Source organism: Pandoraea commovens, assembly GCF_902459615.1.
GTDB classification, from domain to species: Bacteria; Pseudomonadota; Gammaproteobacteria; order Burkholderiales; family Burkholderiaceae; genus Pandoraea; species Pandoraea commovens.
In genome coordinates, this window is the sequence record NZ_CABPSA010000005.1 from 111049 (window position 1) to 134185 (window position 23137).

General features: G+C 63.3%; 18 protein-coding genes. 9 read left to right on the forward strand and 9 right to left on the reverse strand.

Going from position 1 to position 23137, the window contains the following annotated elements:
* Positions 1 to 87: 87 nt before the first annotated feature.
* On the forward strand, positions 88 to 852 hold the full coding sequence (aroQ, locus tag PCO31010_RS15765; RefSeq protein ID WP_174984810.1) for a gamma subclass chorismate mutase AroQ: 765 nt from the start codon (positions 88 to 90) through the stop codon (positions 850 to 852).
* Positions 853 to 972: 120 nt separating this feature from the next.
* Positions 973 to 2370: an argininosuccinate lyase gene (argH, locus tag PCO31010_RS15770; protein WP_039399986.1), complete on the forward strand. Its 1398-nt coding sequence runs from the start codon at positions 973 to 975 to the stop codon at positions 2368 to 2370.
* A 70-nt stretch (positions 2371 to 2440) separates the two neighbouring features.
* On the opposite strand, the gene gltS is transcribed toward argH, so the two are convergent.
* The 4 genes from gltS to apbC form a co-directional block, all read right to left on the reverse strand.
* Entirely contained in the window at positions 2441 to 3661 is a 1221-nt protein-coding gene (gene gltS, locus PCO31010_RS15775) for a sodium/glutamate symporter (protein ID WP_150665091.1), read from the reverse strand.
* Between the two features lie 392 nt (positions 3662 to 4053).
* Complete coding sequence (locus PCO31010_RS15780; protein WP_150665092.1) at positions 4054 to 6339, reverse strand: arginine/lysine/ornithine decarboxylase; 2286 nt, start codon at positions 6337 to 6339, stop codon at positions 4054 to 4056.
* Between the two features lie 103 nt (positions 6340 to 6442).
* Entirely contained in the window at positions 6443 to 7012 is a 570-nt protein-coding gene (gene dcd, locus PCO31010_RS15785) for a dCTP deaminase (protein WP_039373928.1), read from the reverse strand.
* Between the two features lie 165 nt (positions 7013 to 7177).
* On the reverse strand, positions 7178 to 8260 hold the full coding sequence (gene apbC, locus PCO31010_RS15790; RefSeq protein WP_150665093.1) for an iron-sulfur cluster carrier protein ApbC: 1083 nt from the start codon (positions 8258 to 8260) through the stop codon (positions 7178 to 7180).
* A 274-nt stretch (positions 8261 to 8534) separates the two neighbouring features.
* On the opposite strand from apbC, the gene PCO31010_RS15795 reads away from it, so the two are divergent.
* On the forward strand, positions 8535 to 9197 hold the full coding sequence (locus PCO31010_RS15795; protein ID WP_150665094.1) for a YiaD family glycine zipper/OmpA-like lipoprotein: 663 nt from the start codon (positions 8535 to 8537) through the stop codon (positions 9195 to 9197).
* A 375-nt stretch (positions 9198 to 9572) separates the two neighbouring features.
* Entirely contained in the window at positions 9573 to 11678 is a 2106-nt protein-coding gene (gene metG, locus PCO31010_RS15800) for a methionine--tRNA ligase (protein ID WP_150665095.1), read from the forward strand.
* Positions 11679 to 11762: 84 nt separating this feature from the next.
* On the opposite strand, the gene PCO31010_RS15805 is transcribed toward metG, so the two are convergent.
* Entirely contained in the window at positions 11763 to 12224 is a 462-nt protein-coding gene (locus tag PCO31010_RS15805; RefSeq protein ID WP_039403921.1) for an Lrp/AsnC family transcriptional regulator, read from the reverse strand.
* Between the two features lie 116 nt (positions 12225 to 12340).
* On the opposite strand from PCO31010_RS15805, the gene PCO31010_RS15810 reads away from it, so the two are divergent.
* A complete protein-coding gene (locus tag PCO31010_RS15810) occupies positions 12341 to 12583 on the forward strand; it encodes a DUF6356 family protein (protein ID WP_150665096.1) in 243 nt (80 codons plus the stop codon).
* A 10-nt stretch (positions 12584 to 12593) separates the two neighbouring features.
* Here PCO31010_RS15810 and bamE read toward each other — a convergent pair whose 3' ends face one another.
* The 3 genes from bamE to PCO31010_RS15825 all read right to left on the reverse strand — a co-directional run bounded on the left by bamE (position 12594) and on the right by PCO31010_RS15825 (position 19248).
* A complete protein-coding gene (gene bamE / locus PCO31010_RS15815; RefSeq protein ID WP_150665303.1) occupies positions 12594 to 13130 on the reverse strand; it encodes an outer membrane protein assembly factor BamE domain-containing protein in 537 nt (178 codons plus the stop codon).
* Between the two features lie 140 nt (positions 13131 to 13270).
* The gene (locus tag PCO31010_RS15820; RefSeq protein ID WP_150665097.1) at positions 13271 to 17524 is read right to left on the reverse strand and encodes a translocation/assembly module TamB domain-containing protein; all 4254 of its coding nucleotides are present in this window, start codon (positions 17522 to 17524) and stop codon (positions 13271 to 13273) included.
* Entirely contained in the window at positions 17524 to 19248 is a 1725-nt protein-coding gene (locus tag PCO31010_RS15825) for an autotransporter assembly complex protein TamA (RefSeq protein ID WP_246184629.1), read from the reverse strand. Before PCO31010_RS15825 ends, PCO31010_RS15820 begins: the two co-directional genes overlap by 1 nt.
* Before the next feature lie 426 nt (positions 19249 to 19674).
* Between PCO31010_RS15825 and PCO31010_RS15830 the strand changes: the two genes are divergently transcribed.
* From PCO31010_RS15830 to panD, 4 genes are all read left to right on the forward strand, one after another.
* Entirely contained in the window at positions 19675 to 19857 is a 183-nt protein-coding gene (locus PCO31010_RS15830) for a DUF3460 family protein (protein WP_150577487.1), read from the forward strand.
* Positions 19858 to 20172: 315 nt separating this feature from the next.
* Positions 20173 to 21000 carry a segregation and condensation protein A gene (locus tag PCO31010_RS15835; protein ID WP_044457839.1) on the forward strand — a complete coding sequence of 276 codons (828 nt, stop codon included), beginning with the start codon at positions 20173 to 20175 and terminating at the stop codon, positions 20998 to 21000.
* A gap of 7 nt (positions 21001 to 21007) precedes the next feature.
* Positions 21008 to 21844 (forward strand): pantoate--beta-alanine ligase, encoded by an 837-nt coding sequence (gene panC / locus PCO31010_RS15840; protein ID WP_150665098.1) that lies wholly within the window; start codon positions 21008 to 21010, stop codon positions 21842 to 21844.
* 161 nt (positions 21845 to 22005) lie between these two features.
* The gene (panD, locus tag PCO31010_RS15845; protein ID WP_047907323.1) at positions 22006 to 22428 is read left to right on the forward strand and encodes an aspartate 1-decarboxylase; all 423 of its coding nucleotides are present in this window, start codon (positions 22006 to 22008) and stop codon (positions 22426 to 22428) included.
* 58 nt (positions 22429 to 22486) lie between these two features.
* On the opposite strand, the gene PCO31010_RS15850 is transcribed toward panD, so the two are convergent.
* Positions 22487 to 23110, reverse strand: a complete 624-nt coding sequence (locus tag PCO31010_RS15850; protein WP_150665099.1) for a ParA family protein — start codon at positions 23108 to 23110, stop codon at positions 22487 to 22489.
* Between the last annotated feature and the right edge of the window lie 27 nt (positions 23111 to 23137).

The window sequence follows — 23137 nt, forward strand, 5'->3', positions numbered from 1 at the left end:
CCAGATTGCCGGGGGGCAACCATCATGCAGACCGATTCGATCGGGCGATCCGAACGCGCAACCTTCACACGACGGGCAACATTGTTCGTGACTTCTACCCTGCTGGGACTGGGTGCCGCCGCGCACGTGGCGTATGCCAACCCGGCCGCAGCCACCGAAACCTCCGAACCGTCGTTAGCCGCGCCGACCACCGGCCATGTGTCCTCGCACACGCTGGCCGCCGCGCCGCATGGCGTACGCGGCTTCGCAGTGCGTCTGGTCTCGCAGGCGATGGCGGCTGCGCCCGACCATCCGTCACGCCAAGCAAAGCCGCGTCCTGTCGTCGACCCGGTGCTCGATCCGCTGATGAACGGCATTCTCAAGCGGCTGGCGATCAGCGAAGCCGTGGCACGTAACAAGTACGGCACGGGCAAAGCCGTTCAGGACACGGCGCGCGAACAGGCATTGCTCGACAACATGGGCGAGCAGGCCCCGCAGTACGGCCTCACGTCTGCGCAGGCCCGCACCTTCTTCCGTCTCCAGATTGACGCGGGCAAGCTCGTGCAAACGGCGCTGCTGGCCCGCTGGACGCGCGACGGCCATGCGCCGGGCGAGCCGGTGGACCTTGGCACGCGCCTGCGTCCGGCGCTCGATAAGCTCGGCACCTCACTGCTGCACGACCTCGGCCGTCTGTGCGCCCTGCCGGACGACCCGACGCGTCTGGCGCGGATCCATCAGGCCCGCGAGCGCATCGCCCGCGCGGCAAAGCTCGAAGCGCTGCAACGGGCCGCGTTCGACGAAGCGACGTCCGGCCTGTGCCTGTCGGCCCCGCCGCGCATCTGGACGCTCTCGATGGCGGCCACGTCCCACTAAACCGACCGAACAAGATCACAGCGCCCGGCTGTCGTGGCCCGGGCGCTGCGGCTGTATAATCGCGGTTTGCCGTGCTTTGCCACGGTTCCGCTACGTTCCACGTTTGGCCACGCTACGACAATGACCTCCCAACTCCACAAGAAAGGCGAAGCCTGGTCGGCACGCTTTTCCGAACCCGTTTCCGATCTCGTCAAGCGCTACACCGCGTCGGTGTTCTTCGACAAGCGCCTCGCGCTGTTCGACATCGAAGGCTCGCTCGCCCACGCCGACATGCTGGCTGCGCAAGGCATCATCAGCGCCCAGGATCTGGCCGACATTCAGCGCGGCATGACGCAGATTCGCGGCGAAATCGAAGGCGGTCAGTTCGAGTGGCAACTGGATCTCGAAGACGTCCACCTCAACATCGAAGCCCGCCTGACCGCCCTGATCGGCGACGCCGGCAAGCGCCTGCACACGGGCCGCTCGCGTAACGATCAGGTCGCGACCGACATCCGTCTGTGGCTGCGCAGCGAAATCGACAACATCGGCACGCACCTCGGCGACCTGCGCCGCGCGCTGCTGGATCTGGCCGAACAGCACAGCGCCACGATCCTGCCGGGCTTCACCCACTTGCAAGTCGCGCAGCCGGTGACGTTCGGTCATCACCTGATGGCTTATTTCGAGATGTTCAGCCGCGATGCCGAGCGCATGCTCGACGTGCGTCGTCGCGTGAACCGTCTGCCGCTGGGCGCTGCCGCCCTCGCCGGTACGAGCTACCCGATCGATCGTGAGCGCGTGGCCGCAACGCTGGGCTTCGAAGAGGTCTGCACGAACTCGCTCGACGCCGTGTCGGATCGCGATTTCGCCATCGAATTCACCGCTGCCGCCGCGCTCGTGATGACGCACGTCTCGCGCTTCTCGGAAGAACTGGTGCTGTGGATGAGCCCGCGTGTGGGCTTCATCGATCTGGCCGACCGTTTCTGCACGGGCAGCTCGATCATGCCGCAGAAGAAGAACCCGGACGTGCCGGAACTGGCGCGTGGCAAGACCGGCCGCGTCAACGGCCATCTGATCGCCCTGCTCACGTTGATGAAGGGCCAGCCCCTCGCATACAACAAGGACAATCAGGAAGATAAGGAGCCGCTGTTCGATACGGTCGACACCGTGATCGACACGCTGCGCATCTTTGCGGACATGGTGCCGGGCATCAAGGTGCGCGAAGCCAATATGCGTAACGCAGCGCTGCAAGGCTTCTCGACGGCGACCGATCTGGCCGACTACCTCGTGAAGAAGGGTCTGCCGTTCCGCGACGCCCACGAGATCGTCGCCCACGCGGTGAAGATCTGCTCGGATCGCGACATCGATCTGGCCGATCTCTCGCTCGCCGAATTGCAGAAGTTCTCGCCGCTCGTCGGGGAAGACGTCTTCGAATACCTCACGCTCGAAGGCTCCGTCGCCAGCCGCAACCACATCGGCGGCACCGCCCCGGCGCAGGTGCAGCGTGCAATCGCCGCAGCACGCGCGAAGCTCGCGAAGTAATCGCTTCGGCACTCAGCAACGAAAGATGCCACCCTCGGGTGGCATCTTTTATGCGCAGGACGAACCGTCGTCAGAACAACGGCAACGACAGGAAGCCCTTGATGATGAGCGCGTTCAGGATGTCGATGAAGAACGCCCCCACCATCGGCACGATCAGGAAGGCGAGGTGCGACGGACCGAAGCGCTCTGTCACCGCCTGCATGTTGGCAATCGCCGTCGGCGTCGCTCCCAGCCCGAAGCCGCAGTGACCTGCAGCAAGCACGGCCGCGTCGTAGTTGCTGCCCATCACGCGGAACGTGACGAAGATGGCATACGCCGCCATCGCCACCGCCTGCGTCACAAGAATGACGATCATCGGCACGGCCAGCGTCGACAGGTCCCACAGTCGCAGCGCCATGAGCGCCATCGCAAGAAACAACGACAGACTCACGTTCCCCAACACGGACAGCGAACGGTCGAAGACCTCGTAGCGGACAAGCGACAGCAGGTTGCGCACGACCACGCCCGTAAAGAGTACGCAGACGAACGTCGGTAATTCGAACGGCGTATCCGAGAGCCATGCCGCGATCAACTCGCCACCGAGCAGACAGATCGCGATCATCGCCACCGTCTCGACCAATGCCTGCGCCGTGATCAGACGCACCGTATTCGGTCGCTCGAAGCCCTCCGGTGCTGCATCCTTCGTCGCATCAAGGCCCGGGACTTTGCCGCCGAGGCGGCGTCCGACCAGATAGCGCGCGACCGGCCCACCCAGCAAACCGCCCATTACCAGCCCGAACGTGGCGCACGCCATCGCAATTTCGAGTGCCGACTGCACGCCATAGCGCGTCGTGAGCGTCTCGCCCCAGGCGGCGCCCGTGCCATGCCCGCCGGCGAGCGTGATGGAACCGCCCAGCAAGCCGATGCCCGGCGCCAGCCCCATCGAGACAGCCAGCCCGACACCGATGGCGTTCTGCATGATCAGCATGCCCGCCACGACGCCCACGAACAGCACCAGTTGCTTGCCGCCCGCACGCAAGCTAGCGAGATTCGCCGAGAGGCCGATGGTCGCGAAGAACGCCAGCATCAGCGGGCCTTGCAGCGAGGTGTCGAACCGCAGTTCGAAATGCCCGAACTGACGCATCGCCAGCGTGCCGAGCGCCACCAGCAGGCCAGCCGCGACCGGCTCGGGGATGCTGTACGTGCGCAGCGGCGCAATCCATTCGACAAGCTTGCGCCCCAGCAGCAACACCAACGTGGCACAGACGAGTGTGCCGTAGGTGCTGAACACCAGTTCCCTCGTGACGCCCATGACCTCTCCCCGCTCGAAAAATGCGACGAGTGTAGCAATGACATCCCAACAAAATGATGGGAAAAGTCCCAAAAGTGACGCGTTCGAGTCCAGTCACTAAATTGCCGTTTTAGGCGATGCCGCGAACGTTTGCGAGATTTTCGCGGGAATTCACAGGCGATTATGGAAAATTGCGGTGATTGGCGTTGCGATCACATCGCCGATGAATGAATTACGCAAGTTGCACATCACTAATGGGCGTATGCGACAGCACCGCCTCAACGTTGCTCTCCGGGCCCGAAAAAAAAACCCCATGCTTTCACATGGGGCCGTCCCTTTATGACGCTTGTCGGCCGAAGCCTCCGGCCGCGTCGGACTCGCTTCGCAGCGATCCGGCATGCAGGCAAACGGACTTACTGTCGCACGCAATCCACGAAGTACTCGGGACGGCCATCGACTTCCTCGACCACCAGACCGTGAATGTCGGTGTGGAAGCCGGGGAAGCGCTCGTTGAAGTCGCGCGCGAAACGCAGGTATTCAATGATCGCGGCGTTGAAGCGCTCGCCCGGGATCAACAGCGGAATGCCCGGCGGGTACGGCGTGAGCAGCACGCTCGTGACACGGCCTTCGAGTTCGTCGATAGGCACCCGGTCGATCTGGCGGTGCGCCAGCTTCGAGAAGGCGTCCGTCGGCTTCATCGCGGGCTGCATGTCCGAGAGGTACATCTCGGTCGTCACGCGCGCCACGTCGTTCGCCTTGTACACGCTGTGGATCTGATCGCACAGATCGCGCAGACCGATACGCTCGTAGCGCGGGAACTGCGCGACGAACTCCGGCAGCACACGCCACAGCGGGCGGTTGTGATCGTAGTCGTCCTTGAACTGTTGCAACTCGGTCAGCATCGAGTTCCAGCGGCCCTTCGTAATGCCGATCGTGAACATGATGAAGAAAGAGTAAAGGCCGGTCTTCTCCACGATGATGCCGTGCTCGGCGAGATACTTCGTCACGATGGCGGCCGGAATGCCGCTCTCGCCGAACTCGCCGCCCACGTCCAGCCCCGGCGTGATGATCGTCGCCTTGATCGGGTCGAGCATGTTGAAACCGTCGGCCAGATCGCCGAAGCCGTGCCAGCGGTCGTTCGCCCGCAGCACCCAGTCCTCGCGCTGGATCGGGCCCTCGTCGCCGAGATTCTCCGGGCCCCAGACCGAGAACCACCACGAATCGCCATACTCCAGATCCACCTTGCGCATGGCACGGCGGAAATCGAGCGCTTCGACAATCGACTCTTCGACCAGCGCCGTGCCGCCCGGCGGCTCCATCATGGCGGCGGCCACGTCGCACGACGCGATGATCGCGTATTGCGGCGAGGTCGACGTGTGCATCAGATACGCTTCGTTGAAACGGTACGTATCGAACGTGCGCGCTTCCGAATCCTGCACCACGATCTGCGACGCCTGCGAAATCCCTGCGAGCAGCTTGTGCGTGGAGTGCGTGGCGTAGATGGTCGCTTCGGACGAGCGCGGACGGCCTTCGCCGATAGCGTGCATGTCGCGGTAGAACTCGTGGAACGCCGCGTGCGGCAGCCAGGCTTCGTCGAAGTGCAGTGTGTCGATGTTGTTGCCCAGCACGTCCTTGATCATTTCGACGTTGTAGATCACACCGTCGTACGTGCTTTGCGTAATCGTCAGAATGCGCGGCTTGGCGTTCGGGTCGCGCTCCAGCACTTCGCGGGCGAACGGGTTGGCTTCGATCTTGGCGCGAATGACGTCCGGCTCGAATTCCGACTTCGGGATCGGGCCGATGATGCCGAGGTGGTTACGCGTCGGCGTGAGGAACACCGGCACGGCACCCGTCATGGTGATGGCGTGCAGGATCGACTTGTGGCAGTTACGATCGACCACGACGATGTCGCCCGGCGCCACCGTGGCGTGCCAGACGATCTTGTTCGACGTCGACGTACCGTTCGTCACGAAGAAAAGGTGATCGGCGTTGAAGATGCGCGCCGCATTGCGCTCCGACGCCCCGACCGGGCCGTTGTGGTCGAGCAACTGGCCGAGTTCTTCCACGGCGTTGCAGACGTCGGCGCGCAGCATGTTCTCACCGAAGAACTGGTGGAACATCTGACCGACCGGACTCTTCAGGAACGCCACGCCGCCCGAGTGTCCCGGGCAGTGCCACGAGTACGAACCATCGGCCGCGTAGTGCGTGAGCGAGCGGAAGAACGGCGGCGGCAGCGAGTCGAGGTAAGACTTCGCTTCACGGATGATGTGACGCGCCACGAACTCCGGCGTGTCTTCGAACATGTGAATGAAGCCGTGCAGCTCGCGCAGGATGTCGTTCGGAATGTGGCGCGACGTGCGCGTCTCGCCGTACAGGAAAATCGGAATGTCCGGATTGCGACGGCGCACTTCCTGCACGAAGGCACGCAGGTTGATGATGGCGAGCGCGAGTTCGCCTTCGCCTTCACCGCCTGATTCGCTCGAGAACGTGCCGAATTCGTCGTCGTCGATGGACAGGATGAAGCTCGACGCGCGGCTCGCCTGCTGCGCAAACGAGGTCAGGTCGCCGTAGCTGGTAAGGCCGTTGACCTCCATGCCCTCGGCTTCGATAGCCTCCGCCAAAGAGCGAATCCCGGACCCGGAGATGTTTTCGGAGCGGAAGTCCTCGTCGATGATGACGATCGGAAAACGGAATTTCATTGGCGTTCCTTCGACAAAAGAACGAGCCACGGTCCGACATGGCCGTGGCTCTGGGGCATTGCGATGTGTGAGGTGCTCACCGGCGGCGAGTTAACGTATCAGGCTAGGTTTTCGGCAGCGTGACACCACGCTGTCCCTGATACTTGCCGCCGCGATCCTTGTACGACGTCTCGCAGACTTCGTCGGATTCGAAGAACAGCACCTGAGCCACGCCTTCGTTGGCGTAGATCTTGGCCGGCAGCGGCGTCGTGTTCGAGAATTCCAGGGTCACGTAGCCCTCCCATTCGGGTTCGAACGGCGTTACGTTCACGATGATGCCGCAGCGGGCATACGTCGACTTGCCCAGGCACACGGTCAGCACGCTGCGCGGAATGCGGAAGTACTCGACGGTGCGCGCAAGCGCGAACGAGTTCGGCGGGATGATGCAGACATCGCTCTCGACGTCGACGAAGGACTTCTCGTCGAAGTTCTTCGGATCGACGATCGTCGAATTGATGTTCGTGAAGACCTTGAATTCAGGCGCACAGCGAATGTCGTAGCCGTAGCTCGACGTGCCGTAGCTGACGATCTTTTGCCCGTCCTGGGAATACCGGATCTGCGACGGCTCGAAGGGCTCGATCATGCCGTGCTCCTCGGCCATACGACGGATCCATTTGTCGGACTTGATGCTCATGTGTGGGCCTGAATTGGGGTAGTACGTAAAAAGTGGGCATATTTTACGCGAATGTTGCGGTGCGGTGATGTTTTCACTCGCAGCGCCCCGCGCCGGGCCTTCCAGCCCGGCCCGACGGGCTTTGTGACGTGCCTACCCCGCTTTCACGCCATCCTCCTGCCATTCTTACGTGTTCTGCACGACGATCGACGGGAATTTGCTCGTCATGTCCTTCTGGCGCGCAGCAATCTTCACCGCGACCTTGCGGGCGATGGCCTTGTACAGCTCGGCCACACGGCCGTCCGGGTCGCCCACCACGCTCGGCATACCGGCGTCTGCGTGCACGCGGATGCTCATTTCCAGCGGCAGCTTACCCAGCAGCTCGACGTCGAAATCATGGCTCATGCGCTCGCCGCCGCCGACGCCGAAGATCGGCTCCTCGTGGCCACAGTTCGAGCAGATATGCAGGCTCATGTTCTCGATCAGCCCCAGAATCGGCACGCCGACCTTCTCGAACATCTTGAGACCCTTGCGCGCGTCGAGCAGCGCCAGATCCTGCGGCGTGGTCACGATGACCGCGCCCGTGACAGGCACCTTCTGCGCGAGCGTGAGCTGGATGTCGCCCGTGCCCGGCGGCATATCGACGATCAGATAGTCGAGGTCGTGCCAGTTGGTCTGGTTAAGCAGTTGTTCGAGTGCCTGCGTGACCATCGGGCCGCGCCAGACCATGGGATTGTCCGGCTCGATCAGGAAACCGATGGAGCTGGCCTGCAGGCCGTGGCCGTTCATCGGCTCGAGGGTCTTGCCGTCCTTCGATTCCGGCTTGCCGTGAATACCCAGCAGGGTCGGCAGCGACGGGCCGTAAATGTCTGCATCGAGGATGCCGACATTCGCGCCTTCGGCCGCCAGCGCGAGCGCGAGGTTCACGGCCGTGGTGCTCTTGCCCACGCCACCCTTGCCCGAGGCCACGGCCACGATGTTCTTAACATTGGGAAGAAGCTTCACCCCGCGTTGTACGGTGTGCGCTACGATCTTTTGGCCGATTTCGACGGCTACGCGCTCGACCCCGGGCAGCTTGCCGACGGCCTCGGTAATGCGAGTGCGCATGGCTTCGAACTGGCTTTTGGCGGGATAGCCGAACTCGATCTGAATGCCGACGTGGCCGTGCTCGGCCGCGACTTGCTTCACATACTTTCCGGCGATCAGGTCCAGGCCCGTATCCGGGTCGACGATACCACGCAGCACTTCATTGATTTGGGCGACTTCCATATGGGTCTCTCGCTCTGTCGGGGCGCACCGGGACAACCCGGCATAGCGCTAACAACTTGTAACAACCGTGGCGCACGCTCTCGACTAGCATTCGAGGCGCGCGTGTTATGGGGAACCAGCCGTCGCGGCAAGATGTCCTTGCCTGCGGTTGAAGCTCAGCGCTATTGTAAAAGACGTCGCGCCTTCAGGCTCAAAACCCCTGCGGCGCGCGCGTGCTTCAACGAAGTGCTTACGCGTGTTTCATCACAGCTAGCTAATCGATAAGGAGCCTCAAATGAACAAGAACACTCTGCGCGCTTCTGCGCTCGTACTGGTCTCGGCCGCCATGCTGGCAGGATGCCAGACGCCGCAGGGCACCAACACGGCAGTCGGCACCGGTGTCGGCGCAGCGGTCGGGGCGGGGCTGGGCAACCTCATCGGAGGCAACACCACCGGCACCCTGATCGGCGCGGCAGTAGGAGCCGCCGCCGGCGGCGCCACGGGCTACAACTGGCAGTCCATCAAGAACACGCTGGGCGGTCACACGGCCGGCACCGGCACGCAGATCTCCGAGCGTCCGGACGGTCAGCTCCAGGTCAACGTGCCGAGCGACGTGACGTTCGACACGAACCAGTACGCCATCAAGCCGAACTTCGCCGCCGTGCTCACCGATCTGGCGAACTCGCTTAACCAGAATCCGGGCATCACGGCCCGTGTGATCGGTCATACGGACAGCACCGGTGGCGATCGCATCAACATTCCGCTCTCGCAAAATCGTGCCAATGCGGTCATCCAGTACCTGACCTCGCGCGGCGTCGATGCTCGCCGTCTGCAAGGCGTGGGCGTCGGCTCCAGCCAGCCAGTCGCCTCGGACGCCACGGCAGAAGGTCGCGCGCAGAACCGTCGCGTTGAAATTCTCCTGCAAGCGCCGCAGCAGCAACAGCAAGCGCCTCGCTAAGCGCATCGCTAGGCTTCACCGGACTGACATCCGGTCAGTCCATCCAAACGCATGCCCGGTCCGCCGGGCATGCGCGTTTCTGCGCTAAGGCCGGGCCGCATGTTGCGACGCAGCATCGAAAGTCGGCACATCGGTTGAACTAATCCCCTACCCCAGCGCTCAGACCCTTCGGAAGTGCCTACCGTGGGCGCTTTCATCTCCTCTTTGTTATTGACGTTACGTGTGCCTAGTTATGCCGGAACCTCGTTCCGGCTTTTTTTTGGCCGCGCGCTTTTCCACGACACACCCCTGCCCGGACGTCCGTTTGGGCGCGGGTGCCGCCCGCCTGCTAGAATCGTCCTTTCCCGCAACCCTCAACCCACACAGTCAAACCACATGTCCCGCCGCATTCTCGTCACATCCGCACTGCCGTACGCCAATGGCCAGATTCACATCGGTCACCTGGTGGAATACATCCAGACCGATATCTGGGTACGGTTCATGCGAATGCAGGGCCATGAGGTCTACTACGTTGGCGCGGACGATACGCACGGCACGCCGGTCATGCTGCGCGCCGAGAAGGAAGGCCTCACGCCCAAGCAACTGATCGAGCGCGTGTGGACGGAACACAAGCGCGACTTCGACAGCTTCAACATTTCGTTCGACAACTACTATTCGACGGACTCTGAAGAGAACCGCGAATTGTCCGAGAACGTCTATCTGGCCCTGAAGGAACAGGGCCTGATCGAGGCGCGCGATATCGAACAGGCCTACGACCCGGTCAAGGAGATGTTCCTGCCGGACCGCTTCATCAAGGGCGAATGCCCGAAGTGCGGCGCGAAGGATCAGTACGGCGATTCGTGCGAAGTCTGCGGCTCGACCTACGCGCCGACCGACCTGCTCAATCCGTACTCGGTCGTCTCGGGTGCCACGCCGATTCGCAAGACGTCGACGCACTACTTCTTCAAGCTCTCGGACAAGCGCTGCGAGCAGTTCCTGCGCAAGTGGGTATCGGGCCTCGCCCAGCCCGAAGCCGCGAACAAGATGAAGGAATGGCTCGGTGAAGATGGCGAATCGACGCTCGCCGACTGGGACATCTCGCGCGATGCGCCCTATTTCGGCTTCGAGATTCCGGGCGCGCCGGGCAAGTATTTCTATGTGTGGCTCGACGCGCCGGTCGGCTACTACGCCAGCTTCAAGAACCTGTGCGCCAAGCGCGGTCTGAACTTCGACGAATGGGTCAAGCCCGGTTCCACGACCGAGCAGTACCACTTCATCGGCAAGGACATCATGTACTTCCACACGCTGTTCTGGCCGGCGATGCTCGAATTCTCGGGCCATCGCACGCCGACCAACGTGTACGCCCACGGCTTCCTGACCGTGGACGGCCAGAAGATGTCGAAGTCGCGCGGCACGTTCATCACGGCCCAGAGCTTCATCGACACCGGGCTGAATCCGGAATGGCTGCGTTATTACATCGGCGCCAAGCTCGGCAACACGATGGAAGACCTCGACCTGAACCTCGATGACTTCATCGCCCGGGTGAACAGCGATCTGGTCGGCAAGTATGTAAACATCGCCAGCCGTGCCGCCGGCTTCCTGATCAAGCGTTTCGACGGCCGTGTCTCGGCGGACGCCATGAACGCGCCGTTGCTCGCACAAGTGCGCGCCGCTGCCCCGCAGATCGCCGCGTATTACGAAGGTCGCGAGTTCGGCAAGGCGCTGCGTCTGGTGATGGAACAGGCCGACGCGATTAACGGTTACGTCGATACGGTCAAGCCGTGGGATCTGGCGAAGGACCCGGCACAGGCTGCGGCGCTGCACGAGGCTTGCTCGGTGTGTCTGGAAGCGTTCCGCTTGCTGACGCTGTACCTCAAGCCGGTGCTGCCGACGACGTCGCAGGCGGTGGAGCAGTTCCTGAACATCGCCCCGCAGACGTGGCAGGACGTGAACCGTCCGCTTACCGCCGATGCCGCCATCAACGCGTACAAGCATCTGATGACGCGCGTCGAAGGCAAGCAGGTCGAAGCGCTGCTCGCCGCCAACCGCGACTCGCTGCAAGCGACGGCTCCGGTGGCCGACGCCGCCGCAGCGAAGGGCAAGGACAAGGCGGCCAAGTCCGAAAAAGTCGAGAAAGCGGCAGAGAAGACTGACGACGGAATCATCACCATCGACGACTTCGCCAAGATCGATCTGCGTATTGCGCGCATCGTCGATTGCAAGGCTGTCGAAGGTTCGGACAAGCTGCTGCAACTCACGCTCGACGTGGGCGAAGCGCAAACGCGCAACGTCTTCTCCGGCATCAAGTCGGCGTATCCGCAGCCCGAAGTGCTCGTGGGCAAGCTGACCGTGATGGTCGCGAACCTCGCACCGCGCAAGATGAAGTTCGGTCTGTCGGAGGGCATGGTGCTCGCCGCTTCGGCCGCCGACGAGAAGGCAGAGCCGGGCATCTACATTCTTGAGCCGCACAACGGCGCGAAGCCCGGCATGCGCGTGAAGTAAAACGCGCAGTCCCGAAAGCGAAACACCCCGAGCGCCGGCGATCCGGCCTCGGGGTGTTTTGTTTTTGAGTGTCGGCGGAGTTGCTTACCGCAAGTGGTCCACCGGCAAGGCCGTGGTGAACTTCACCGTTTCCATCGAAAAGCTGGCGCTGATGTCCTGAAGATCGGCCACGCGGATGAGCTTTTTGTAGAAACGGTCGTAGGCCGCAATGTCGGGCAAGTAGACCTTGAGCAGATAGTCGATCTCGCCCGCCATGCGATGAATTTCGACGATTTCGGGCAATTCCCGCGCCCCCGCGACGAAACGAACCATCCAGTCCTCGCTGTGCGTTGCCGCCTTGATGAAGACGAACGCCGTGACGCGCAGGTCGAGTTGCTGCGGATCGCACAGCGTCACCTGTCCGGTGATCACGCCGCTTTCGCGCAGACGCTGCACGCGCCGCCAGCAGGGCGTAGGCGACAGATGCACCGCTTCGGCCAGTTCACCGAGTGAGCGCGAGGCATCGGATTGCAGATTTTCGAGAATTGCGAGATCGGTTTTATCCACAATGACACCCGGGAGGAAAATTTTTCCAAATCCTACCCCATTTGAAGGAAGATTTGGAAGCCTTTACCCGGTGACGGCAAGTAGACTTCAGAAACATTCTGAAAAAAACGCTCGCCATGAAAATCTTCACTCAACATCCCGCCTCGGTCGGCGAAAACTATCTCCAGCACATGGGGACGTCGTTGTCATTCGCCCTCCCCCTGCTCGGCGCATGCCTTGCGTGTCTCGTCCATGCGGTACTGCCGTTCATGTTCGAGAAGACCGGTAGCCGGATCATCACGCGGCTGCACGACCGGATGGTGACGCATCGCGACCGCCGCGCGGGTCATCAGACGCAATCGCCGCACGCCACCCAGTAACACTGAACCGTCACGGTCGCTCCGACGCCGGATCCGGCGAGCGCGACGTCACCGTGACGCGGCCATCCGGGCCGAAATGGGCGTTGAACATGCCTGGCGTGTTCACGCCGTCCTCAAGCCAGCGCCAACTCCACACCGTCTCCTTCTTCAGACGATATTCCGCGACCGTGGTCGGCTTGCCGAGCAGACGCCGCACGTCGTCCTGCGACATACCCGGCTGCACCTGCTGGAAGTTCTCCGCCGAGAGCGCCTGCGTCACGCTGCGCAGCTTGCCGTCGGCGGCGATGTCGACCATATAGGTCCGCAACCCGCCCGGTGAACGCGGATATTCGAGACGGCGCGAGCCGTCGTCGTTCTCCCATACGATCTCGGGCTTGCCCATCTGATCGCGCACCTGCGCCTCGGTCGTGACGCCCGGTTTGAGGTCGCGCAGCATCAGATCGTCCGGCTTGACGGCGTTGAACGTGTCCTGCGCCTTTTCACGCACCTTGTCGATTTGCTGCTGATCACAGCCGAACAGTCCCAACAGACTCGCAAGCAATCCCATAGCGACTCCCCAACGAAGGCCCCGGCGCACACCTGATTCGCGCGCCCCAAGTTCGAAATCGAGCGACGTTTTCATCGTTACCCTCCTCTGACTATTTGCCGGTCGTACATCCACTGCGCCGATGCAAAGACATCACTGCATCAGTCAAAGCGCCGGTTGAACAACACATCGAAGCCGGACAGCGAACCGGTGCGCAGCGCCAGTTGCCAGCGGCGCGATATCTGCCACGTGATTTTCACGATACTCGCTGCACTCGTCAGACTTTGCTCGTATCCCAACGAGAAGTTGTCCGAGATCGCCTTGCCGAGCTTGACCACCTGCTCGTCATCGGCCAAGCCGGAATCGCTGGTGCCGATGCTGAACTCGTCGATCCCCAGATCCTTGATGATGCGCTTGCCACCCGAGGCACCGAGCAACGCCGTGGCTGCACCCGCCATCGCCTGACGCTGGCCGAGACCCGCACCATCCGGACCATGCCCGAACATCAGCCACGACAGCTTCTCTTCGTCGGAGACGTTCGGCTCGGAGACGAGCGTCACACGCGGCTGGCGCACCGTGCCCGTCACCAGCACCCCGGCAGCAACTTCCTGATTGCGACGCATCGCCTGAATGTAGATGTTCGGGTTGCCCAGCGGGCCGACGAAGTTGATTTCCCCGCGCTCGATGGCGAGCTTGCGGTCAAACGCTTCGTACGTGCCTTCCGCCACCGTGATCGTGCCGGTGCCGCGCATCGGTGTGAGCGGATCGCTTTGCACACGCATACTGCCGCGCAGCAACAGGTCTGCACCTGCGCCCACGAAGCGGAAATCGCGGCCCAGATTCACTTCGACGTTGATGTGCGGCGAGAACCGGCTGGCGGGCTTCTCGCTGATGCGCGCCGCTTCCTCCTTCGGATCGAGCGGCTTGGCCCGTGCCTGAGCGCCGCCACGCACCACCACGACGTCGTCGCCCAGCTTCGGCGCGGTCGTGGGCGGCAACGCGAAGCGCGCGCGATCCACGGTGAAGCTGCCGTTCACGGCGATCGCTTCGCCACTGCCCGTGGCCTTGGCCTCGCCCGTGAGCGACAACTGACGATCAGGTGCGGCGAAGAGCTGCAACTTGTCTGCGGCGAGCGTGATCGCGAGCGTCGGCTCAGGTGTGTCGAGACGGATATTGCCCGTTGCACGCGCCGTGCCACCGCCACCGCCGGTCACGACCACGTCGCGCAGCACGATCTCGGTCGGTGTGAGCGCGATGCGCATCCTGCCGTCCTTCACGCTCACGCCCGTGTCGAACATCTGCGCTGAAAGATCGTCGGCCGTCAGCTCCCCGGTCGGACGCGGCTTTGCTACCGTGCCCGCCAGTGCCACCTGCAAGTTGGCGCGGCCCTTGAAGGCGAACTGTGCTCCGGCGAGGTCTTCGAACTTCGAGAGGTTCGGAATCGCGACGGCGATGCGACCGGTGAGCGGCGCGTCGTCGGGTACTTCCGGAATACCGCCCTGCACGCGCAGCCCGGTTTGCACGTCAGCGTCGACCGTGCCGACCAGCGAGGACACGGCCTTGAGCGTCGTGTGCGCCGTCTGGCCCGACAGATCGATACGAGTACGCAGCTCCGAGATGCCGAGCGGCACGCGTGCCCCTACGCCGCCCTTCTCCGCGCTCAGACCGGGAATGCCAGTGATCGTCACCTTGACGTGATCGTTCATGCCGCCGCGACGCAGCGTGACGTCACCACTGCGACGCACGATTTCCACGAACCCGTCCGCGCGCTGACCGGCGCTCACGTTCCACTTGCCGTCGAGCACGAGGTCGCTGGCAATCGGCGGCACCTCGCCGGTGAACGTCTGAACGACACGCAGCACCTGCGCGACGTCGAGCGTGTCGATCGTGCCGGCGGTCTTCAGTTGGCCGCCGCCGTAATCGAAGTTCGCGAGCGAAAGCGCACCGGCCCCCGTCACGAGCTTCGCCGCACCGAGATGCACGCGCTGCGCGCTGGCTTCGATCTGCCACGGCGACGCGAGATTCAGCTTCGGCACGCCACGGTTTTCGAGTGTCTGGATCGTGCCCTTCCAACCCGGCTTGCCGCCTGCGTTGGTCACTGCACCCGATGCATCGAGATTCATGTCGAGCGGTGCTTCGCGCAACTTGCCCGCGGCCTTCAGATGCAGTGTGTGTGCACCGCGAGTACCCGCCAACGCCAATGACAGCTTGTCGAGTCGCGCGACGCTGCTCGCGAAACCCTGCCCGTCGAGCGTGACATTCAGACGATCGCTCGCGACGCCGGGGAAACCGCCGCTGACATCCACCTTACCGGCCAGATGCTCCAGCTTTTGCGCGCCGAACACGAGTTTGTCGGCAGCAAGCGTTGCGGCAACTACCGGGCGCTCCACCGTGCCCGAGACCTGGCCATCCAGTTGCAGTCGGCCTGCCAGACCGAAGCCCAGCTTATCGAGCGACGGGGCGTCAACGTTGACCGCCATCTTGTCGCCCGGCGCACCGAAGCTGCCCCGCAGCACGACCTTGTTCCCCGCGACGAGCAGGTTCGCATCGCTCGGCAACAAACGCGTGCCAGCGAGCTTCACGGTGCCCGCACCGCTCATCGGCAAGTCGGCGTAGACGCTGTCCTGCAACGCGAACTTCAGCGTCAGTCCGAAATCCGGACGCAGCGCGCCCTGTGCATCGAACTGACCGGTGACGCTGGCGACCGGTGTCTTTGTCCCGGCCTTTTGCGGGCCATAGAGGTCGTACCATGCGGCGGGATCGAAGCGCGTCAGTTTGATCTGCGCCTTGTAAGCGCCGGTGTCGCCGTTCTCCAGCACGCCGGTTGCCGCGACCTTGCCGTTGCCCGCATCGAGCGACAGCGCGTGAATCGTGGTGCCCTTCGCGTCGAGACCGACGTCGGCGAGCACACGACGGGCCGCATCGCGCCAGTCGAGCACGATGCGCTGGCCGGTCGCGTCGAGCTTGACGTCGAGCGGGCCGCCGAGCCTCGTCGCGGGCAGCTTGCCGTACAACGCGCGCAGGTCGAGGTCGCGCATCGTGAAGGCAAAGCCGCCGACGGTCGCTTCGGCATCGGCCGTGGTCCCATTCGTGGCCATCGCGGCGCTTGCGGTACTGGCTGCGCTTGCGGAAGACGTCGTCGGAGTAGCAGGCGCGGGCGCGCTTGCCGTCGCCGCCACCTTCTCCCGTCGCAACTCACCGCTGCCGGTCAGCACGGCGCGGCCTGCGAGTTTCAACTCGATGCCGGTCAATGCCTGACGCGTCGCATCGAGCAACACTTGCGTGCGCAGACTCTCCACTGGCAGCCAGCCCGCATCGATCGCACCGGGCTTCACGTTGGTCACCGACACCGGACCCAGCACGCGGAATTCCTTTGCGCCCGGTTGCGGCCGCAAGTCGGCCTGCACTGCGAGGTCCGCCTGCGGCGCACCCGATGCGAAATCGCGCGGATTGAGGTGATCGAGCGCAATCTGCGCGCGCGAGAGCGGCACCGGACCGAACGGCGACGCCGCGATGTGCGCCGTCCCGTTCAGCTTCTCGCCGCTGGCCGTCAGGTCGACGACGAGAGCGTCGAGCGAGCCTGACAAATCGGCTTTGAGCGCGACGGGAATGTCACCCGCCTTGGCCTGCAATCCGACGTTGCCATTCAGCGCAAACGGACGCTGCCCGTTCAGTTGCAGACTGGCCTGCGCTTCGCCATACGGCGTGCCGAGATGCTCGATCTGCACCGTGTGCTGCGTGCCGTCGCTACGACCTGCGACGCGAATGTCTTCAAGCACGAGCGCGGGCGAGTGCAGCGTGAGCTTCGCCACGCGTACGTCGTTCAACGTCAATCCCAGCGGCAGACGCAGGCTTGTCGGCATCGTCGTGGGCGTGTTCGACGGCGGGGACGGCGCGAAAGCCAGATCCACATCGCCCGCATGGAGCTTGTCGACGGTGAAGTGCAGCGGCCGCAGGCCGAGATCCCAACGGCTTTCGAGTCGGCTGACAGTGATGCGCGTCGCACCATCCACGTAGCGCATGTCGTTGAGCGTGAAACCGTGCAACACGCTGCCGCTGCGCCATTCGCCGGAGAGCTTGCCGCCGAGCGTCGAGACGGCCGTCTGCCATAGCCAGCGGCTGCCGCGTTCGTTCGACATGGCCCACACCAGCGCGCCGATGGCGAGTACGACGATCAGCAGCAGCGCGAGGACGATGGCCGCGAGCGTACGTCCCCAGTGTCGGCGCCGTGGCGGCGGCGGTGTCGACGCGTTATCCGGCGGCGGAGTCCCGCTACCGTCCGTTCCCTGCATGCCGGAGCGCGTCAATGTGGGTTCCGTGGGTTCTCGCCCGGTGTCCTGTGCAACGCGACCGCCTTGGCGAACATCGGTCATGGCGGTCGTCGGCATCGAGGTATTGAGCAGCATCTTCATCATCAGAAGGCCACCCCCAGCGAGATCGACGGACGGAAACGCCGGTCATGCACGCCATATCCGAGATCGAGATTCACCGGGCCGACAGGGCTGCGCCAGCGCACCCCCAAACCGACACCGTGATACAGCGGTGTGGGATGACGATAGTCATCGGTCGCCGTACCCACGTCCCAAAACACTGCGCCGCCCCAATCGCGCGTGACCCAGCGCTGATATTCGAGACTTGCCGTCGCAAGGTACTTCGTCGGGAAGGTCGTGCCGTTCTGCTGACGGCCGATGCTCTGATAGGTGTAGCCGCGAATCGACGAGGTGCCCCCCGCGAAGAAGAGCAGCGACGACGGGATGCGGTTGCTGTTGCCGTTCGTCAGCACCGCGCCGAGTTCCAGGCGCGCCAGCACGAGATCGCGCTGTCCGACCGGGAAGTACTGGCGAATACGGCCGTAGAGCCGCGCGAAACTCTGATCGGTCAGCAGCGGCTTTGCGGCGAAGCCGAGCTGCGTGTTGATGATGTTGCCCTTGCGCGGAAAGATCAGGTCGTCGACATCGCGACGATTCCACGAGAACGCAGGTACGAGTGCCTTGTTGAGGAAACGCTCGCCACCATCGGGACGCTCGTCCGTACGATAGAAGTCCAGCGTGTACGCCCAGTCGTAACGCTCGCGCGAGCGCGCACGCTTGATGCCGACCTGCGTCGAGCGCTGGTCGAGACCGTTCAGATACGTGCGGTCGAACGACCCGCGCAGGCTGTTGGTGTACGCGCTCTCGTCCGGTGGCATGCCGATTTCGGCGTAGCCGCCCTGCCGGTACTGTTCGAGACGCGCTTGCGAGTCGAACGTCCACGCCTTGCCGAACAGGTTGTAGTAAGAGTAGCGCCCGTTGATGCTCGCGCCGGTGTCCGTCGTGTAGCCGACACCGGTTTGCACGCGCTGCTGGGGGAATTCGCGCACTTTCACTTCCACCGGCGCGAGTTCGGCCTTCGACGGGTCTTCCGTCACCGAGATGATCACGTTGGAAAAGTACGGCGTGGCCTGAATCTGGCGTTGTAGCTCCTGCAAGCGGTCAGCGTCGAAGGCCTCGCCCTCGGACAGCGGATTGACGTTGCGGATGATCTGCGCGGGATAGCGACGCGTGCCGGTGATCACCAGCGGCCCGAGCGTGAACGGCGGGCCACTCTCGTAGGTCGCGGCGAGCGAGGCGGCATCGTTATCGGCGTCGACCACGGCGCGCGAGAACGTCATCTTCGCGGCGTGGTAGCGCTTCTGCCCGAGCTGGAACAGGGTGTCGTTCTTCGCCTTGTCCCAGTCGGACTGACGAAAGGGTGCGTCTACTGGCAGTTCCCAGGCGTTGCGCAACTGCTCGACGCGCTGCGGATCCTGCTCGGCGACCGGACCGGTGAACTTGAGATCGACTTCCTTGATATGCGTGCGGGGGCCAGTCTCGACCTTGATGTCGACATCGCGCTTACCGTTGATGGTCGCCACGTCCACATGGGTGACAGGCGAGAAATAGCCTTCCGTGGACGTCAGTTCCTGCACCTGCTCGCCGATGGTGGCCACGATGTGCTCGAACTGGGCCTCACCGATGTCGTCGCGCGAGGCGTAGCGCACGACGTCGAGGTTGTCCTTCAGGAGCTTGGCGATGTCTTTGGGCGCGTCGACACGCACCCGATAGTCCGCTTGCGCCAGACCGGGTGCGCACAGGCCGCAAGCCAGCGCCGCCAGGCTCACCAGTCGGGTCGGCTGGTGGCGAATGCGCAGGAGATGCGGGAGTGAGCGTACTAATGAGCGTACTAATGAGCGAACCAATGGGCGTACTGAAATGCGCACGCCAAAGCGACGGCCAGCGTCGTGTCCGGATTTGATCTGCGAGACGGTCAAAACCTTCCTTGGAAATATCGCCGCCGGTGGTCCGGCGTGCCGTGAGGGGTGCTCAAACGCACGATGCCCGCCAGCATGGCACAACGAGACACCGCGCATTGCGTATGTGACTCGTATTTGAACATATCCGGGAGTACGGTTCACCCATGCGGCTTAAATTCGGGCGAATTGCCCAAAACGCCAAAACACCGAACGGCGACGGGTTTGCGGTAGAATCTGCGTCGATTGGCACCGTCAGGACGGTGCCGCTTTTGCCTATTTTTCAAGCAATCGACCATGTACGAGTCCGACATCACCCAATTCATCAAGCAACTCAAGACCGAGAAGCCGACGCTGGAAGCGGAGCAACGCAAGGGTCGTTCCCTGCTGTGGGACAAGCAACCGATTGATATGGAAGAGCGCAGCCGCGCCCAGCAATCGCGTGTGGCCCAGCAGCCGTACGTCTACCAAAGCGAGTAAATCGCCGCTCTCCGGCCGAGTTCCGCATTGAATCCGAGTACGCCCGACGATCCGTCGCTCACGCCCGACCCGATCCCCGAGATCGCGCCGGTGCCTGAGCACGTCGATCCCGTGGCGAGCGGTGCTGCCGACCAGACGCCGGACGATGGCCGAAACGACGGTTCTCAGGAAATTCCGGCCCAAGGCGAGTCTGTCGAAGCGGACAGGACCCACGCCGATGCCCCCGAAGGCGCAACCGACGAAGCGGCACCCGCCGCAACGTCGCGCTCGGGAGGTGCGAGTGGTGCAAGTGGTGCCGGTGGTTCGGCCACCGAGCTGCCCGCGCCGCACGACGGGCAGGACTCCACGCCCGATACGGTCGACGGTGTAGCGCGTGCACGTCTTTACGGCGAGCCGCTGTTTGCGCTGCCGAACGATCTCTACATTCCGCCGGACGCCCTCGAGATCTTCCTCGAAGCCTTCGAAGGCCCGCTCGACTTGTTGCTGTATCTGATCCGCAAGCAGAACTTCAACGTGCTCGACATTCCGATGGCGCAGGTCACGAAGCAGTACCTGCTCTATGTGGAACAGATCCGCCGGACCAATCTGGAACTGGCATCCGAGTATCTGCTGATGGCGGCGATGCTCATCGAGATCAAGTCGCGCATGCTGCTGCCGGTGAAGAAGGCCGACACCGGTGAGGAAGCGGAAGATCCGCGCGCCGAACTGGTGCGTCGTCTGCTGGAGTACGAGCAGATGAAGCTTGCCGCGCAAAAGCTCGATACGCTGCCGGTGCTCGGCCGTGACTTCCTGCGCTCGCAGGTCTATATCGAGCAAAGCCTTCAGCCGCGTTTTCCCGATGTGGACGCCGAAGACCTGCGCGCCGCGTGGGCCGAGGTACTGCGTCGCGCCAAGCTTGTTCAGCATCACAAGATTTCCCGCGAAGAACTGTCGGTGCGCGAGCATATGAGCCAGATTCTGCGACGTCTGCAAGGCGCGCGTTTCATGGAGTTCACCGAGCTCTTCGACGTCACGCGCGGCGTGCCGGTCGTGGTGGTCAACTTCATCGCCATGCTCGAACTCACGCGCGAGTCGCTGCTGGAGATCACGCAGGCCGAGCCGTTTGCGCCGATCTACGTCCGCCTGACTTACACCCCAAACTGAGCGCCCCATGAAAGTCATCCCCTCGATTCACGAACTGCGCGACCAACTGCGCGGACAGAATCGCGTCGCCTTCGTGCCCACGATGGGCAATCTGCACGAAGGCCACCTCTCGCTCATGCGACTCGCCCGCCAGCACGGCGATCCGGTCGTGGCCAGCATCTTCGTGAACCGTCTGCAATTCGGGCCGAACGAGGACTTCGACAAGTACCCGCGCACGATGTTGGACGACATCGAGAAGCTCACGCGCGAGAACGTCTACGTGCTGTTTGCGCCGGACGAGAAGGAGATGTATCCGGAGCCGCAGGAATACCGCGTCGAGCCGCCGCACGATCTGGGCGACATTCTCGAAGGCGAGTTCCGTCCCGGCTTCTTCAAGGGCGTATGCACGGTCGTGACCAAGCTGTTCTCGTGTGTGCAGCCGCGCGTGGCCGTGTTCGGCAAGAAGGACTACCAGCAATTGATGATCGTGCGCAGCATGTGCCGTCAGTTCGCACTGCCCATCGAAATCATCGCCGCTGAGACGGTGCGTGCCGACGACGGTCTCGCCCTGTCCTCGCGCAACCGCTATCTGTCTGACGCCGAGCGCGCGGAAGCGCCGCAGTTGTACCGTCTGCTGAATGAAATCCGCGACACCGTGAACGGTGGCAGCACCGACTACGCGGCGCTCGAAGCGTCGGCTATGAAGACGCTGACCGAACGTGGCTGGAAGCCAGACTACGTGTCGATTCGCCAGCGCGCCAATCTGCGCGTGCCCGCCCCCGGCGCGGCACCGGCAGAAAGCCTGGTGGTGCTCGCCGCCGCCAAACTGGGCGCAACGCGTCTGATCGACAACCTCGAAATTTGAGCGCCGGGCCCACCGCGCACGGTCGAGCAACCAGCACGACCGCCGCGAAGGGCTCCAGGCGCAAGCCGTGCGCGTGTCGGCACTTCGTCGATTCCGCGCGCACATTCTTCGTCGCGCAGCGTGCGCGGCATCGCAACACATCGCAACACAAGAGGCACGCCATGTACCGCACCATGCTCAAGTCGAAGATCCACCGCGCCACCGTAACGCATTGCGAATTGCATTACGAAGGCTCGTGCGCGATCGACGAAAACCTGCTCGAAGCCTCGGGCCTTGTCGAAAATGAGCAAATCGACATCTTCAACGTCAACAACGGCGAACGTTTCACGACCTATGCCATTCGCGGCGAGCGCGGCAGCGGCATGATCTCGCTCAACGGCGCGGCCGCACGTCGTGCGCAGCTCGGCGACATCGTGATCATCGTGTCGTACGCACAAGTCGAGGAAAAGGAAGTGCTGGCAGGCTTCAAGCCCAAGCTGGTGTTCGTCGACGAGAAGAACGTGCAAAAGGGCGAGCGCGATCACGTGCCGCTGCAAGCGTGGGAAGAAACCCGCGCCTTCGAAGCCGCCCAGGCTGCGAAGTAAGGCAACGCGCCGGATACCGGCGCAGCCCAAAGAAAAAGGGACCTGCGGGTCCCTTTTTTTATCTCGCCACGAACTCGGTGATGCCGTCCCACTGCGGCAGGTCGCGCTCGACGCGCCCCGGCGCGACATCCCACAACGTCAGCCCATGCGCGGCGAGCTGCACGTAGTTCTGCGTGTTACGCAGCATGCCGAGCACCGGCAGACCCGCCTCCTCGCAGTAGCGCGAGAGCTGATCGGCCGCCCGGGTGCGAGCGTCCACACGCATCCCGACCACACCGACGCGCACGTCGCCCTGACGCACCGCCTTCTCTTCGCCCAGCTTCTGAAGAAAATCGCGCGTGGCGAGGATATCGAAGATCGACGGTTGCAACGGCACCAGAATGTGGTCCGCGAGCTTGAGGATCGACTCGAGACGCTTGCCGTGCAAACCCGCAGGCGTATCGAGCACTGCGTGCGTGGTGCCCTTGGGCGGACGCGCCACCTCGTTGTGGTCGACATCCCAAGTGGCGATCGGGCGCAGCGCCGGTGGACGCAGCCCCAGCCAGGCGCGCGAGGACTGCTGACGATCCGTGTCGCCGAGCATGACGGCATGGCCCTGCGCGGCGAGATAGCCCGCCAGATTCGTTGCCAGCGTGCTCTTGCCCACGCCACCCTTTGGATTCGCCACCACAATCACCGGCATTGCAGACTCCCCGAGGTCGATTTTCGC

Coding starts and splice junctions, on each gene's coding strand:
- argH (WP_039399986.1), top strand. CDS start 973: ATGACCTCCCAACTCCACAAGAAAGGCGAAGCCTGGTCGGCACGCTTT.
- gltS (WP_150665091.1), bottom strand. CDS start 3,661: ATGGGCGTCACGAGGGAACTGGTGTTCAGCACCTACGGCACACTCGTC.
- PCO31010_RS15780 (WP_150665092.1), bottom strand. CDS start 6,339: ATGAAATTCCGTTTTCCGATCGTCATCATCGACGAGGACTTCCGCTCC.
- dcd (WP_039373928.1), bottom strand. CDS start 7,012: ATGAGCATCAAGTCCGACAAATGGATCCGTCGTATGGCCGAGGAGCAC.
- apbC (WP_150665093.1), bottom strand. CDS start 8,260: ATGGAAGTCGCCCAAATCAATGAAGTGCTGCGTGGTATCGTCGACCCG.
- PCO31010_RS15795 (WP_150665094.1), top strand. CDS start 8,535: ATGAACAAGAACACTCTGCGCGCTTCTGCGCTCGTACTGGTCTCGGCC.
- metG (WP_150665095.1), top strand. CDS start 9,573: ATGTCCCGCCGCATTCTCGTCACATCCGCACTGCCGTACGCCAATGGC.
- PCO31010_RS15810 (WP_150665096.1), top strand. CDS start 12,341: ATGAAAATCTTCACTCAACATCCCGCCTCGGTCGGCGAAAACTATCTC.
- bamE (WP_150665303.1), bottom strand. CDS start 13,130: ATGGGATTGCTTGCGAGTCTGTTGGGACTGTTCGGCTGTGATCAGCAG.
- PCO31010_RS15820 (WP_150665097.1), bottom strand. CDS start 17,524: ATGATGAAGATGCTGCTCAATACCTCGATGCCGACGACCGCCATGACC.
- PCO31010_RS15830 (WP_150577487.1), top strand. CDS start 19,675: ATGTACGAGTCCGACATCACCCAATTCATCAAGCAACTCAAGACCGAG.
- panC (WP_150665098.1), top strand. CDS start 21,008: ATGAAAGTCATCCCCTCGATTCACGAACTGCGCGACCAACTGCGCGGA.
- panD (WP_047907323.1), top strand. CDS start 22,006: ATGTACCGCACCATGCTCAAGTCGAAGATCCACCGCGCCACCGTAACG.
- PCO31010_RS15850 (WP_150665099.1), bottom strand. CDS start 23,110: ATGCCGGTGATTGTGGTGGCGAATCCAAAGGGTGGCGTGGGCAAGAGC.